General features: G+C 50.8%; 11 protein-coding genes. 5 read left to right on the top strand and 6 right to left on the bottom strand.

What is annotated here, in order from left to right:
- Positions 1-31: 31 nt before the first annotated feature.
- Positions 32-1,987, top strand: a complete 1,956-nt coding sequence (gene gyrB, locus CLV60_RS14240) for a DNA topoisomerase (ATP-hydrolyzing) subunit B (protein WP_106596035.1) — start codon at positions 32-34, stop codon at positions 1,985-1,987.
- Between the two features lie 169 nt (positions 1,988-2,156).
- Positions 2,157-4,481, top strand: coding sequence for a polyphosphate kinase 1 (ppk1, locus tag CLV60_RS14235; RefSeq protein WP_106596034.1), 2,325 nt, complete (start codon positions 2,157-2,159; stop codon positions 4,479-4,481).
- A gap of 3 nt (positions 4,482-4,484) precedes the next feature.
- Here ppk1 and CLV60_RS14230 read toward each other — a convergent pair whose 3' ends face one another.
- From CLV60_RS14230 to CLV60_RS14220, 3 genes are read right to left on the bottom strand one after another with little or no spacing between them, the layout of a single operon-like run.
- Positions 4,485-6,959, bottom strand: coding sequence for a bifunctional UDP-N-acetylmuramoyl-tripeptide:D-alanyl-D-alanine ligase/alanine racemase (locus CLV60_RS14230; RefSeq protein WP_106596033.1), 2,475 nt, complete (start codon positions 6,957-6,959; stop codon positions 4,485-4,487).
- Positions 6,960-6,995: 36 nt separating this feature from the next.
- Entirely contained in the window at positions 6,996-8,126 is a 1,131-nt protein-coding gene (corA, locus tag CLV60_RS14225; protein WP_106596032.1) for a magnesium/cobalt transporter CorA, read from the bottom strand.
- A gap of 9 nt (positions 8,127-8,135) precedes the next feature.
- Positions 8,136-8,987 (bottom strand): universal stress protein, encoded by an 852-nt coding sequence (locus tag CLV60_RS14220; protein WP_106596031.1) that lies wholly within the window; start codon positions 8,985-8,987, stop codon positions 8,136-8,138.
- 477 nt (positions 8,988-9,464) lie between these two features.
- Between CLV60_RS14220 and CLV60_RS14215 the strand changes: the two genes are divergently transcribed.
- Positions 9,465-10,865: a dicarboxylate/amino acid:cation symporter gene (locus tag CLV60_RS14215; RefSeq protein ID WP_106596030.1), complete on the top strand. Its 1,401-nt coding sequence runs from the start codon at positions 9,465-9,467 to the stop codon at positions 10,863-10,865.
- Positions 10,866-10,891: 26 nt separating this feature from the next.
- A complete protein-coding gene (locus tag CLV60_RS14210) occupies positions 10,892-11,248 on the top strand; it encodes an ArsC family reductase (protein ID WP_106596029.1) in 357 nt (118 codons plus the stop codon).
- Here CLV60_RS14210 and CLV60_RS14205 read toward each other — a convergent pair.
- On the bottom strand, positions 11,241-12,467 hold the full coding sequence (locus CLV60_RS14205; protein WP_229210969.1) for a THUMP-like domain-containing protein: 1,227 nt from the start codon (positions 12,465-12,467) through the stop codon (positions 11,241-11,243). The two genes, CLV60_RS14210 and CLV60_RS14205, sit on opposite strands and share 8 nt — an antisense overlap.
- Positions 12,468-12,714: 247 nt before the next feature.
- On the opposite strand from CLV60_RS14205, the gene acs reads away from it, so the two are divergent.
- Positions 12,715-14,604 carry an acetate--CoA ligase gene (acs, locus tag CLV60_RS14200; RefSeq protein WP_106596027.1) on the top strand — a complete coding sequence of 630 codons (1,890 nt, stop codon included), beginning with the start codon at positions 12,715-12,717 and terminating at the stop codon, positions 14,602-14,604.
- Positions 14,605-14,733: 129 nt separating this feature from the next.
- Here acs and CLV60_RS14195 read toward each other — a convergent pair whose 3' ends face one another.
- Both CLV60_RS14195 and CLV60_RS14190 read right to left on the bottom strand, forming a co-directional pair.
- Entirely contained in the window at positions 14,734-14,892 is a 159-nt protein-coding gene (locus CLV60_RS14195; RefSeq protein ID WP_106596026.1) for a FeoB-associated Cys-rich membrane protein, read from the bottom strand.
- A 17-nt stretch (positions 14,893-14,909) separates the two neighbouring features.
- Positions 14,910-15,446, bottom strand: coding sequence for a YfiT family bacillithiol transferase (locus tag CLV60_RS14190; protein WP_106596025.1), 537 nt, complete (start codon positions 15,444-15,446; stop codon positions 14,910-14,912).
- Between the last annotated feature and the right edge of the window lie 126 nt (positions 15,447-15,572).

Raw genomic sequence — 15,572 nt, 5'->3', positions numbered from 1 at the left:
GTTCTTTTTATCCAAGTGTAAAACAAACTATATGTCAAACGAAGCAGTGCTAGAAGTAAACAGCTATTCGGCTGAAAATATCCAGGTTCTTGAAGGTTTAGAGGCCGTTCGTAAACGTCCGGCGATGTATATCGGTGACACTGGCTTCAAAGGCGTTCACCATTTGATTTGGGAGGTTGTCGATAACTCTATCGACGAGGCGATGGCGGGTTACTGTGATACGATCAACGTTACCGTAGAGCCCAATAACTCAATCACTGTAAAAGATAACGGTCGCGGTATCCCCACCGGAATGCACCCCAAGGAGAAAAAGTCCGCTTTGGAGGTCGTATTGACGGTATTGCACGCTGGTGGTAAGTTCGACAAAGACACATATAAGGTTTCCGGTGGTTTGCACGGGGTAGGGGTATCCTGCGTGAACGCGCTTTCTACGCACCTGCGTGCGGAAGTGCACCGCGAGGGCAAGATATTCGAGCAGGAGTTCAGCGAAGGAAAGCCGCTTTACCCGACCCGCGTGATCGGTGAAGCGGAAGATACCGGAACGATCATCCACTTCCTGCCGGATGCTACGATATTCTCCGTAACGGAATACAAATACGAAACCATCGCAACCCGTTTGCGTGAGCTTTCTTACCTGAACAAGGGCATCCGCATTACGCTGGAAGATAAACGTGAAGAAGACGAGAACGGCAAGTTCCGCGGCGAGGAGTTTTATTCCGAAGTAGGTCTGAATGAATTCGTGACTTACCTCGACGCTACCCGTCAGCCTCTGATCCCTGAGCCTATCCACATGGAAAGCGACAAAGGCGCTATCCCCGTGGAAGTGGCGATGATGTACAACACATCGTACAGCGAGAACGTGTTCTCGTACGTGAACAACATCAATACCATCGAAGGTGGTACCCACGTTTCCGGTTTCCGTGCCGCATTGACGCGTACTTTGAAAAACTACGCGGAGAAATCGGGGATTCTGGCGAAAGAAAAGGTGGAGATCAGCGGGGACGACTTCCGTGAAGGACTTACTGCGGTTATTTCCATTAAAGTGGCCGAGCCGCAATTCGAAGGTCAGACCAAAACCAAACTCGGTAACGGTGAAGTAACCGGTGCTGTGAGCCAGGTAGTGGCCGAAATGCTCGAAAGCTACCTCGAAGAGCACCCGAAAGAAGCCCGCGTGATTATCGACAAGGTGATTCTTGCCGCCAAAGCCCGTATCGCTGCGAAAAAAGCACGCGAAATGGTGCAGCGCAAAAACATCCTTACCGGTACAGGCTTGCCCGGAAAGCTTTCCGACTGTTCCGAAACCGATCCGAACGTCTGCGAACTATACCTCGTGGAAGGGGACTCGGCGGGTGGAACTGCCAAGCAAGGCCGTAACCGTGCATTCCAGGCGATCCTGCCATTGCGTGGTAAGATCCTGAACGTAGAGAAAGCACAGGAATACAAGATCTACGAAAACGAAGAGATCAAGAATATGTTCACGGCAATGGGCGTGCAGATCGGTAAAGACGGCGACGAGCGTGCATTGAACATCGATAAGCTGCGTTACCACAAGATCGTAATCATGACCGATGCCGATATCGATGGTAGCCACATTCGTACGCTGATCCTGACGTTCTTCTTCCGTTATATGAAGATCCTGATCGATAATGGCTATATCTACATCGCCCAGCCGCCATTGTACCTCGTGAAAAAGGGCAAGGAAGAGCGCTACTGCTGGACCGAGCAACAACGCGAAGAAGCGGTGCGCGAGATTTCCGGCGGTAAGGAAGACTCGGTGAACGTGCAGCGTTACAAAGGTCTTGGTGAAATGAATGCCGAGCAGCTTTGGGAAACAACGATGAACCCCGAGCGCAGAAGTTTGAAACAGGTTTCTGTGGAATCTGCTGCGGAGGCCGATCACCTGTTCTCGATGCTGATGGGCGACGAGGTAGCTCCCCGCCGCGATTTCATCGAGAAAAACGCGAAATACGCCCGCGTCGACGTGTAGTCATTAGCTTAAACCGCAATATGGGAACGGATGGCTGTGAAACACGGTCATCCGTTTCTTTTTGGAACGAAAATTTAACACAAACTTCATCGACCCGAAAACAATAGATTGTTTAGATTCGTTGAATTTTTATTGCCATCCTGATACACCTTTTTAATAGCATAACGTTATGTCCGGCTCATCCGACAATATATATAGCAATGAAAAACGAAGTAAGCTGACCAATTTGTTCGCATTGTTCAAAAGTCCGAAGGAACCGGCGGCGGCAGAGGATGCCAAGGCGGTCAGTTCGTCGGAAAAGGCCAATAACCAAATGCAGCAAAGCGACCTGATCAGCAGGGACCTCAGCTGGATGAAGTTCAACGACCGCGTGCTCGACCAGGCTACCAACGAAGAGCGTAACCTGTTCGACCGGCTCAAATTCCTGGCCATCACTTCTTCCAACCTCGACGAGTTTTTCACGATACGCGTAGGCAGCCTTTACAACTACCTCGATTTCGGCAAAGAGCGCCTCGATTACTCGGGCCTGCGCGAGATTCCTTTCCGCAAAGTATTGATGAAGGAAGTGCACGATTTTGTGCGCCGGCAGAACGAATGCTACAAGAACCAGCTGATGCCGCTTTTTGCGAATCATGGGTTCCGCATTATCGGGATGGACGAAATTACCAGCGAAGAGCACGTTGCGGTGGAAGAATACTTTGACCGCACGGTGTATCCGATGCTGACACCGATGCTCTTCGATTATACACACGCATTTCCCGTCCTGCTCGCGAAAGTGCTTATCCTGGGTGTGATCACGCAAGTGAAAGGTACCACCTCCGAAGAAGACAGAAAGCTCTCATTTGTGCAGCTTCCACCCAACTTGCCGCGTTTCTACGTGATCGAGCGGGAGGAGGAACTGTTGTTTTTGCCCATTGAAAACATCGCAAAGGCGCATATCAACAAGTTGTACCGGAATGTCGATATCGTTTCGGCGAACCTGTTCCGCATCAGCCGTAACGGTGATTTTACCCTGGAAGAAAGCGACGATATCGAAGCGGATTTCATCGATGAAATCAAGCAGAAGATTAAAAGCCGCCGTTTGGGTAGGGTAGTGCAGGTTTCGATTGAACCTGATGTGAACCCTGATTTGCTGAATCTCATCAAAAAGCGTTGGGAGATCGACGACCACAACGTGTTCATGATCGACGCGCTGATCGATTTCACGGCACTGTGGGGCATTATCAAACATCCGGAATTCAAAGACCAGATCCCGCCAACCCGCCCGCCGGTGCCGCCGCTGGGACTGGAACGCGAACGCATTCCCGATATTTTTGAGGTAATGCGGGAGCGGGATATCCTGTTGCACCATCCTTACAACAACTTCGAGCCGGTATTGCAGCTGCTCGAACAAGCGGCGGAAGATCCCAAGGTACTGTCGATCAAACTGACGATTTATCGCCTCGCGAAAAACTCGCGCGTGACGGAAGCACTTCTGCACGCGGCCGAGAACGGCAAGCACGTAGCAGTATTGTTCGAGGTGAAGGCACGGTTTGATGAGGAGAATAATATCAAGGAAGCGCAGCGTTTGCAAAAAGCGGGCTGTTTCGTGATTTATGGTATTGGTTTGCTAAAAACGCATACCAAACTGTTGCTGATCGTTCGTAATGAGGGCAACCGGGTACTGCGTTACGCGCACTTGTCGAGCGGTAACTATAATGAGGATACTTCCCGTTTGTACACCGATACTGGCCTTCTGACGTCCAATGAAGAGTATACCCACGATATTTCGGAATTCTTCAACGTCATTACGGGGCATTCGATCCCATCGGAATACCAGAACCTGATTACCGCCCCACGTTACATGCGTGCGAAGCTCATCGAGCTCATCCAGCAGGAGGCCGAGAATGCGAAGGCAGGTTTGAAGAGTGGTATTTGTATTAAAATAAATTCCCTGGAAGACCGTGACACGATTTATGAGCTGTACAAGGCTTCCGAAGCAGGTGTGCCGATTAAACTGATCGTACGCGGCATGTGCTGCTTGCGCCCGCAGCGTAAAGGATTAAGCGAAAATATCACCGTCCGCTCGCTGGTAGGCGACTTTTTGGAACACTCCCGCATTTTCTATTTTCATCAGAACGGCAACCCGCTGGTTTACGGAGGTAGCGCCGATGCCATGGTGCGCAGCTTTGACAAACGCATCGAGTCGCTTTTCAAGCTGGTTGACCCTCGCGTGCGCCAGGAGGCGATCCATATTTTGTATTACAGCCTGAAAGACAATGTGAACGCCTATGAATTGCAGGAAGATGGTAACTACATCAAATGCGAGATCGAAGAAGGCAGCGAACCGCTGAACGTGCATCAGGCATTCTACGACGTTACGCTGGACCAGGTAATGGCTACACATTTGTTCGAGGAAGAGGACCTGCGCATTGAAAACAAAGAGAAAGAAAAAAGCGCTACTCCCGAATCTGACGATGCCGAAGTAGCGCAGCAAGCCGAAACCGGCCAATAAGCTTTATTCTTTAAAAAATACACGCTTGACGCGGTCACCAATGCCCGTCAGGATCTCGTAGGGGATGGTGTGGATGGTTTTCGCGAGTTCTGTAATAGGGACTTCCTTACCGAAAACGATCACTTCATCCCCTTCTTCTACCTGGGCATGCGTGACGTCGATCATGGTCATGTCCATGCACACATTACCGATAGTAGGGCATAATGTGCCATTAACCCACACCTTACCTACACCATTTCCGAGGCCGCGGTCGTAACCGTCGGCATAGCCGATCGCGAGTGTAGCAATGGCCGAGTCGTGATCGACGACGCCTTTGCGGCTATATCCCACGGTTTCACCCGATGTGAGGTATTTTACTTGCGAGACAATGGTTTTCAGCGTGCCCACCGACTGCAACGAACGCTGGTCCTGCCCGGTAGCTTCCACGCCGTACAATCCGATACCCAATCGCACCATATCGAGGCGGTATTCCGGGAAACGCACGATTCCGGCCGAGTTCAGGATGTGTTTTATGGTTTTGTAGCCCAAAGTCTGCTCGATCAGCTCTGCACCTTCGATAAACTGTGCATACTGCTTTCGGGAAAACTCATTGTGGACACCTTCATCGGCACCTACCAAATGGGTGAAAATGCTTGCGACTTTCAATGCGGGGTTCGCACGAAGCTGCGTTACCAGCCATTCATAATCATCCTTCACGAAACCGAGCCGGTGCATACCCGTATCGAGTTTCAAATGCACGGACGGCGTATTGGCAGGTTCGCCTTTCCTCGAAATATATTCGAGCCAGTCGGTGAGGATGCGGCGGCTGTAAATTTCCGGTTCCAGCTTATACTGCCACAAGAGGTCGAAAGTGGGCAGCGTCGCATTCATGACCATGATCGGTAAGGTAATGCCGCTTTGGCGCAGCATCACGCCCTCGTCGGTATAGGCTACGCCGAGGTAATCGACACGGTGGTATTGCAGTAATGCAGCCACTTCCGAGCTGCCGCTGCCATAGGCGAATGCTTTTACCATCGCCATGATTTTTGTGCCCTGTCCGGCTCTCGCGCGGTAGTAGTTCAGGTTGTGCACCAATGCATCCAGGTTGATTTCGAGCACGGTGCCATGAGCCTTCTGCTGAATGCGGTGTACGATTTGCTCGAAAGAAAATGGTCGCGCGCCCTTCACGAGCACGAGCGTGTCAGCCAGCGTGTGGAAGGCAAATGTTTTGAGGAAAGTGTCGGTATCGTCGTAAAACTCCTGCTCCGGAATATCGAACAGCGATGCCTGGCTGCTGATCTGTTTTCCAATACCAATGAGGCGATCAATGCTCTTTTCACTCAGCAGGCGGGCAACCATTTTGTACAACTCAGTCGGGGTCTGGCCGGTTTGCAGCACGTCCGACAGGATTACGGTTTTGCGGTTCCGCTGCTCTTGCTGCGCGAGAAAGTTCAGCGCCATCGAAAGGCCCTGCAAATCATTGTTATAAGCGTCGTCGATAATGTAGGAGTGATTGATGCCTTCTTTGAGTTCCAAACGCATGGAAACCGGTTTGAGCAGCAGCACTCTCTCCTGGATAACGGCCGGTTCGAGCCCGAAATCGAGAAGGAAAACGATGCAATGCGTCAGGTTTTCAAGCGAAGCATCGTCGCGGAAGCCGGTTTCGAAACTATGGTTGCCAAGCTTTCCGGTAAGGGAAATGACGGTTTTGTCTTTCTGCGGCGTGTAAGTCACCTGCACATGAGAACCGGAATAGTTGCTTCCCCAGCTCAGTGTTTCGAGGAATGCATTCACCGGTTTCAGGATCAGGCTGATCTCCTCGTCTATTTCGTGGTAATCTTTTCTATAAATAAGCTTTTTGACCTTCGTAAAAAGGCGCAGCTTTTCGGTGATCTTCTGTTTGCGGCTTCGGAAACCATCATCATGCGCAGGCCCGATATTGGTGAAAATGCCGACCGTAGGCTGCATGACCGGTTGCAGGTATTCCATTTCGTGTGCCTTGGAAATACCCGCCTCGAAAATCGCCAATGAATGCTCCTTGCTCAGATTCCATACTGAAAGTGGTACGCCGATCTGCGAATTATAGCTCTTCGGGCTGGCTACAATGCTGCGGCCGGGCGATAGGAGCTGTACAAGCCACTCTTTTACGATCGTCTTGCCATTACTTCCCGCAATACCCACCACCGGAATATCGAATTGCTTTCTTTTAGATGCCACGAGTTGCTGCAATGCACGAATGCTCGAAGCTACTACCCAGATTTGCGCGTCGTCCCACGTGGCGGCGGTTTCACGCAGTTCGCCGGTGAATGCCGCTTCTTCCACCACAAATTCCCGCACGCCTGCGGCATATAGCTCAGGCAGGAAACGGTGGCCGTCGTGGCGCTCACCTTTGATGGCAAAAAAGATACTCTGGCCTGGGAAAGAAACCTGACGGCTGTCGGTCAGGATGTACTGGGCTTGTGTGGTTACAATGGGGGATGTATTGACGGTAAGACTCATTCCAATGCTCGTTAATCAGAGCACAAAGGTATCAATCTACATCCATTTTTTAGTTTTGAAATAAAATATCATCCCTATCGTGACGGCGGCCATCAATCCCCAGACATAGTAGTAGCCATAGGGCTCTTTCAGCTCGGGCATAAACTCGAAATTCATTCCGTAAACGCCCACTATAAACGTCAGCGGCATGAAAACGGCCGAGAAGATTGTCAGCGTTTTCATAACCTGGTTCATACGGTTGCTGATCGTCGATAAATGTACGTCGACAAGGCTCGCTACGAGTTCGCGATAGGAGTCAATAGTGTCGAGTACCTGCATAATGTGGTCGTAAAGGTCACGGTAGTAGGGGATTACCTCCTTACTGATCTGCGTGTTATCCTCGCGGATGAGCTGGTTGACCATATCGCGCAGCGGCCATATCAGCCTGCGGGCCAGCGTGAGCTCGCGTTTCAATGCGTACATATCTTTGAGTGATAGCTCCTGCACGCCGCGGATCACCTGGTCTTCGGTCGCGTCGAGTGCATCGCCAAGTTTTTCCAGGACGATAAAATAGTTGTCGACAACCACGTCCATCAATGCAAACAGCAGGTAGTCGGGTCCATTTCGGCGGGTTTTGCCTACGGAAGCTTCCAGCCGGTTTTCGACGGTGGTGAAAATGTCGGAAGTAAGTTCTTCCTGGAACGACAGTACGTAGTTTTTGCCTAATACAAAACTCACATGCTCGGAAGAAATGCTGATCGGCGATTCCGAATCGACGTGCAGCATTTTCAGGGTCAGGAACAGATGTCCGGTGTCGTACAATTCCAGTTTCGGCTTATGCTCGGTGTTCACAACGTCTTCGAGCAGCAGCGGGTGCAAATGGTATAATTTTCCCAGTTTCTCAATGAGCTGAATTTCGTGAATACCGTCTACATTCAGCCACGTGGTAAAATTCTCGCCATTTTCGGCAGACCGGCATTCGTCCAGCGACTTTACGGCCTCTTCCTTGTACATATGCTCGCTATACCGGATCCTGCGGATTTTGGTCTTCAAGCCAATGTCCGGACCGATATAGGTAAGCGTGCCCGGCGAAGTGAGCAGGCCACGCTTACGGTACTTTCTGGATTTTCTGCCGCCGTTCCGGGTGCTGCTGCCCCCGGCGGGTTTGCCGCTTTCTGTCCCGTTCAAACCAATTTGTTATTTGAGGTGAAACACCAGCAAAGGTACGTGTGTATCCACAACGAGCTTGCGTGTAATGCTCGGATTGATCAGATATTCTTCAATAAATGATCGTTCACGCGTAGACATGATCAGCAGATCGGCCCGCACCTCGTCGCAATAGGCCTCGATGCCGTCGAGCACGTGCTTTGCTTCCCGAATCACGATCTGGCCTTCGCGGATCGTGAAATGCGACTTGATGTCGGCGATGTACTGGTTGTCGGGCTGGATATCCGGCTGCGTATCCGAGTTGATTTTCAGCAGCGTGAGGTCGGCGCCGAGGTGATTCATCAGCACGAACACCTCGCGCAGGATATTGTTTTCTTCGTATTCGAACTGGGTCGCATACACCACCTTCTTGAATTCCGTTGGCTCGGTTTGCGGAGGTACTACCAGCACCGGGCAAGGCGAGTTGAGCGCGATGTGCGTAGCAGAGCTGCCGATCAGCTTGTCGAGGAAGCCGCCGGTGCCCGTACGTCCGATCACGATCATATCCGGCACATGGTCGTTGATTGCCTCTTCAATGGCCGATTGCACGGTGCCGAGCGTCCATATGGCCTTCGCATTGTAGCCTTCTGCAACCAGGCTGGCCGCATAGTCGTCGAGCCGTTTATGAAACTCTTCTTCCAGCTCAGTGGTCATCGTCAGAAAATCGGCCCCACCGATGCCGGGCATCACATTGCCGGGTGTTACGTTTACATCGGCTATATAAGGTTGGTAGGCGTGCAGGATCAGCAATTCGGTCGCATCTTTTTCGGCGATCAGTTTTGCTGCGGCCAAAGCACGCTCGGCATTTTCTGAAAAATCGATGGCAATCAGGATACTTCTCATGTCGGGTAGAGTTATGTTTTGGGTATGGATTGTCCTAACATATTGATTTTAGCAACCTGAATCAAGGATTTTCATCATCTTTTGGTCGCAAACAGAGCTCCGGGCACAATTTCAGACGGTCCCGGACGCGGTTTGGAAAGATTTAATGCTGGGTTAATATCGGACGTTTCAAATTTTGTGCCAAATTGTATCCAGATCCGCCGCGGCAACCCGATCTTCCATGAATAGCACTCGGCGGTCGATCCACTGGCCCGGTCGTCCAGCTTTGCATTTGTCCAATAGGTTCGCGGTTTTGAAGTAAACGATTGTTTATTTTATTTTTTCTCTTCTGTTTAGTACAAACATTCATTCTTTTTATTCAAGACATAAATTAAATTCTGTGTTTTGGGTAAAATGCATTGGTTGTGTTGACAATCATTAATTTGATTTTTTATAAGTTTACCGTTACAAACTAATCTAGGATACCAAATTCTCTGTATGAAGAGCAAGATTACCATTATCAATATCGTGCTGGTTACCATTGCCGCGATAGCCTCCGTTTTAAGTGCTTACGGTCTCCTGCCGTTATCTGATAGTGTGCTCATAGGCCTGCGCTGGCTGGCGCTGGCGAGCCTGGTCGTATACGCGATCCTGAAAAAGAACCTTACTACCTCGATCCTGATCTCGATGCTCGTAGGAACGGAGATCGGTTATGATTTCCCGAAGATGGGGACCGAGCTGCATTTCCTGCGGCAGATATTCCTTCAAATGATCAAAACGGTGATCGCGCCGCTGCTTTTCGCAACGCTAGTGACCGGTATAGCAGGCCATTCCGACCTGAAACAGGTGGGCCGCATGGGCTGGAAATCACTGTTGTATTTTGAAGTTGTTACCACATTTGCATTGATCATCGGGCTGGTGTTTGCCAATTGGTTCAAACCGGGCGTCGGTATCGTACCGCCTGAAAGCCTGAATGCAACCCTGCCGAAAGTGAACCAGCAAACATGGCAGGAAATCGTGCTGCATTCATTTCCGGAGAACGTGGCCAAATCCATTTATCATGGTGAAGTGCTGCAAATCGTCGTTTTCAGTGTGCTTTTCGGCATTAGCCTTGCATTGCTGCCCGCGGCGAAGAAGGAGAAGTTCGTGCATGGCGTGGAACTGCTTGCAGAGGTGATGTTTAAGTTCACCAAAATCATCATGTATTTCGCGCCGATCGGGGTGGGAGCGGCCATTGCCGAAACGGTAGGCCACATGGGGATCGATGTCTTGAAAAACCTGGCATTATTGCTCGCTACATTATATTGTGCATTGATTGTCTTCATTTTGATCGTATTCGTGCCGGTCGCGATGATCGCCAGAATCCCGGTGATCAAATTCGCGAAAGCCATTTTCGAGCCGGTTTCCATTGCATTTGCTACTACCAGTTCGGAGTCCGCATTGCCCAAGGCGATGGAGAAAATGGAGAAGTTCGGCGTGCCGCGCCAGATCGTTTCATTCGTGATGCCAACGGGTTACAGTTTCAACCTCGACGGTTCAACGTTGTACCTCGCGCTCGCGACGGTGTTCGTAGCGCAGGCGACAGGTACCGAAATGTCGATCGGGCAGCAGTTTACAATGGTGTTGCTGCTCATGCTTACGAGTAAGGGCGTGGCCGGTATCCCGCGTGCTACTTTGGTGATATTGTTGGGCGCGATCGCTAACTTTGGCATGCCCGAATGGCCTGTATTGCTGATCATGGGGATCGACGAACTGATGGATATGGCACGTACCTCTGTGAATGTGACCGGTAACTGTCTCGCAACCGCGGTTATCGCCCGTTGGGAAGGCGAACTCGATGATGAGAAAATGCACAATTCGGACAAGGTTGTGGAAGAGCCCGCAGCTACCGAAGTTTAATCCAGTCATTTTCAGAGTAAATTTTTATGTTGACCCTTTACGGAATCCCGAATTGCGATACCATTAAAAAAGCCCGCACCTGGCTCGAAAAAAACAAGGTGGCTTACCAGTTTTACGATTACAGAAAGGACGGCATCAGTCCGGAGAAAGTAAGCAGCTGGTTCAGCGAATTCCCGTGGGATAAAGTCCTGAATAAGGCTTCCACCACCTGGAAAGAGCTTAGTGAAGAGGAGAAAGCGAAGGTAACCGACGCGAAATCCGCTGCGAAACTGTTGTCATCGAACCCTACGGCGATTAAACGCCCCGTTATCGAGGATGAAAACGGCAAGGCCCTGACGCTGGGTTACAATGAAAAAATCTACGAAGAGACCTACCTCAAATAGGTTTCACGCAAACGATCACGACTTTCGATTGATCGGCAAGGGTAGTGGCGAACAGGTAATGGTCGCCACCATCTTTGATTTTCCACTTCTTCCTTAATTCTTCCGGTTTTGCAGGAAAATTGCGGGTGGTGATATTGGCTTTATCGCCTGGGATGTGCTGCGAAATATCCCGGATATCGGGCTTGCAAACGGCCACGACCTTAAAGCTGCGGCCAGGGAACGCATCAACGTAATTCTCGGAGGTGTATAATTGGCTGTGCATGGCCAGTTTATCCACCTGGAACCGCGGGCAGAGGGTTTTGAATGCGCCCGCTTTCAGTATAGCGGCATGCGGTTCATACAAATAGGCCAACGGCTTGGAATAACCTACTAATGCATTCCGCTCTTCTTCACGGTCAAAATCCAGTTGGTGAATGGGCCGCCCGGCAGCGTCGATCATGCGAACTTTGATCTTGAAATCCTGCTCCGGCATTTCGCGGTCGAGTACGAAAAGCAGTTCCTTACACTCCTGTTCGTAACCCATTACGTGCACCTCTTTCAGCTTTTGGAGCTCTTTCGATGCCAGGTCAATGTCAAGCAGGGGAGAGGTTTTGATTAAAATGTTTGGGGCTGCATTTAAAAGTAATGCTGCATTTCCGGCGACGTCGGGTGTACAATCGGCCAGGCGCACAACTTTTTCCTTGTTGGCGTCACGGCGGGCCGGGTCGGCGTAGAGCCAGTCGGCAGTGAGGCCGCCCTGCAATGCGGTCAGCGACTCGCTTGCGTGTACGTGTATGCGTGTGGCGCCCAGCTGTGCAAAGTTGTATGCGGCTGCGGAGGCTACCTGGGGTTGTTGTTCAAAATAGTGGGTTTCGGTAAAGCTGCGGCTCATGTAGTAGCAATCGATACCCATGCCGCCGGTGATGTCGATGAGCGTTTGGCCGGAGACAATACCTGCCTTGTAATGCGCCGTGGCTTCCGATGAGCATTGTTCCACAGACAGGGCGGGCGGGAAAATCAGGTTTTCATTGGCGGACCATTCCGGCAGTTTTTTCAATGCTTTCTGGCGCGACTGGATCTGTGCCGCGAGCTTCTTCACATCCACCCCTTTGAACTTGCCGGCTTTCAGGATCAAATCACCGGGATTATCGTACAAATGTTCACGGATGAACGTGATTTCCGCTTCCGTCAATCTTTCCTGCATATCGCCGTTCATTGCCATTTCTTGCCCTTTGCTCATTTGCTCAATTAGTTCGAAGCCCGAAAGTACATCTTTTTGCCCAGTGGCGGTAATAGCGGTGCCGCGTGAAGGGATTTTGAAATATTATTAGAATGATAACAATTGCTGATCTTCTGCTATCGATTGATTATCAATAAAATGGCCTGCAAGTGTCCGTAATACTGTTTCTGTGCAAGTAGGACTAACCAAATGAAAATTATAACTTCACAGCCAAATCCTAAATTTCCTGTTAAAACCTTTATTTATCATGAGAATTAAGACCTTTGAAGAGTACAAGGTTGCTTACCAACAAAGTGTAGACGATCCCGAAGGTTTCTGGGCGGAAGTAGCCCAACAATTTCAATGGCGTAAACCGTGGAAGAAAGTGCTTAGCTGGGACTTTCAGGAAGCGCGTACAAAATGGTTCGAAGGCGGTGTGATGAACATCACCGAGAACGCTCTCGACCGTCACCTGGCCGAACGCGGCGATCAGCCCGCGATTATCTGGGAGCCCAACAATCCCGAGGATCAGGCGGTGACGCTTACCTACCATGTTTTGTTTGAACAGGTTTGCCGTTTCGCCAACGTGCTCAAAAAGCACGGCGTGAAAAAGGGCGACCGCATTTGTATATACCTGCCGATGGTACCCGAGCTGGCGATTGCCGTGCTCGCGTGTGCACGTATCGGTGCGGTGCATTCGGTGGTTTTTGGTGGTTTCTCCGCGAAATCCATCGCTGACCGCATTAACGACGCCGAATGTTCGATGGTGATCACTTCCGACGGTGCATTCCGTGGGTCGAAAGTGATCCCGATGAAGGATACCGTGGACGAGGCATTGGTACAATGCTCGACGGTGAAAAAGGTGATCGTGCTCACGCGCACCCGCACCCCTGTGCACATGCTGAAAGGCCGTGACCTGTGGTGGGAAGACGAGGTGAAACAAGTGAACTCTGTATGTCCGGCCGAGCCGATGGACGCCGAGGATATGCTGTTCATTCTCTATACGTCCGGTTCGACAGGCAAGCCGAAAGGGGTGGTACATACCTGCGGTGGCTACATGGTTTATGCGACCTACACGTTCGCGAATGTGTTCCAGTATGAGCCCGGAGAGGTGCATTTCTGTACGGCAGATATTGGCTGGATCACCGGTCACAGCTACATCGTGTACGGCCCGCTTTGCTATGGTGCTACTTCGGTGGTATTCGAAGGCGTTCCTACCTACCCGGATGCAAGTCGTTTCTGGAAAATCGTTGAAAGACATAAAGTTAATATCCTTTACACCGCTCCGACGGCCATTCGCTCGCTGATGGGCTTTGGTTTGGATTATGTAAAAGGACATGATTTCTCTTCATTGAAAAAACTGGGTTCCGTAGGAGAGCCGATCAACGAAGAAGCATGGCATTGGTACAAAACCAACATCGGCGGCGATCACTGCCCGCTGGTAGATACGTGGTGGCAGACCGAGAATGGTGGTATCATGATTTCCCCACTCGCAGGTGTTACGCCTGAGAAACCGACATTCGCGACATTGCCATTGCCGGGAATTCAACCAGTGTTGGTGGACGAAAGCGGCAATGAGATCGAAGGAAACGGCGTGAGCGGTAACCTTTGTATCAAATTCCCGTGGCCGGGTATTATCCGCACCACCTACGGCGACCACGAGCGTTGCCGCCAAACCTACTTCTCGACTTACCCAGGCAAGTATTTCACCGGCGACGGATGTTTGCGTGACGAGGATGGTTACTACCGCATTACCGGTCGTGTGGACGACGTATTGAACGTCTCGGGGCACCGCATTGGTACCGCGGAGGTGGAGAATGCGATCAATATGCACCTCGGCGTGGTAGAATCAGCGGTAGTAGGTTACCCACATGACATCAAAGGTCAGGGTATTTATGCATACGTGATCACCGAGCACACGCCGGAGGACCCCGAAATGTTCCGCAAAGATATTTCGGCTACGGTTTCCCGCATTATCGGCCCGATCGCGAAGCCCGACAAGGTTCAATTCGTATCCGGTTTGCCTAAAACGCGCTCAGGCAAGATCATGCGCCGCATTCTGAGGAAGATTTCGGAAGGGGATGTAAGCAACCTGGGCGATACATCGACGCTGCTCGATCCAGCGGTGGTTGACGAGATCAAGTCAGGTGCATTGTAAGATTTGGATGTGCATATAAGTGAAAAGGCCCCGATTGGGGCCTTTTCACTTATATGCTTTGACAATTGACGACCGACCGCCGATTGCATGAAGTTACAACAAAAGCATTCGGCGGTCAGTGGTCGGCGGTCAACGTTCGGCAGTCCGCGGTCTCACTTTATCGGCAGCACAACCACACCCTTTCGCGCATCCGCCGCTATTGCGCCGGTCGAATGCTTTCCAGATCCGCCAGCCCATGTAGCCGGCCGCGATCAGAAACAATGCCCAAATGATGATTTGCTGCTCCATAGTTCTTTAACTGCATTTTACTGCCAATTGTTCCGCTGTGCCAGCCTGAAAGCGTGCTGGTAATGGTGCTCGCTATGCCACGCGTAATTGGCAATGACCTCATCGAGGCGGAACGACTTTTGCGAACCGGGGTGGAAATAAGTTCTTGCCAGATCGTTTTCATCCAGCGAATTGAGCAGTAGTACCCAACGCAAATGCACATAGCGCAACAATTGCAGCGATAGTTCTACCTGCGCTGCCTTGGCATCCGGCAGCTCAGCCCACAAATGTTCTTCATAAGGTTTGATCGTAGGGTTATCCTCCGTCAAGGCCAGCCTGCAACGGGTGTAGGCATTGATATGGCTGTCGGCCACGTGGTGGATCAGCTGACGGACCGTCCAGCCATCCGGCCGATAGGGCGTGTCGAAACGATGATCATCCCAATTGCCCAGCAGGTTGATGAACTTGGACGGCAATGCGCTGATAATCTGTATATTCGATTTGACCTCGTGCGGCGTGTAACTTTCCTGCGATTGGAATTCGCCGATGGGGTAGCGGAGTTCGTTTTGGTTCATGGTACGGTACTAATGAGTGAATGCGTGATGGGTAATTTATAGTCAGGTGTAGTCACGTGTTGTCATGTGTAGTCAGGTGTAGTCAGGTGTAGTCACGTGTTGTCATTTGTAGTCAGGTGTTGTTTT

This window comes from Dyadobacter jiangsuensis (assembly GCF_003014695.1).
Classification (GTDB): Bacteria; Bacteroidota; Bacteroidia; order Cytophagales; family Spirosomataceae; genus Dyadobacter; species Dyadobacter jiangsuensis.
Note: the sequence above shows the minus strand (reverse complement) of the source record. Positions and strands in the feature narration are given on the sequence as shown.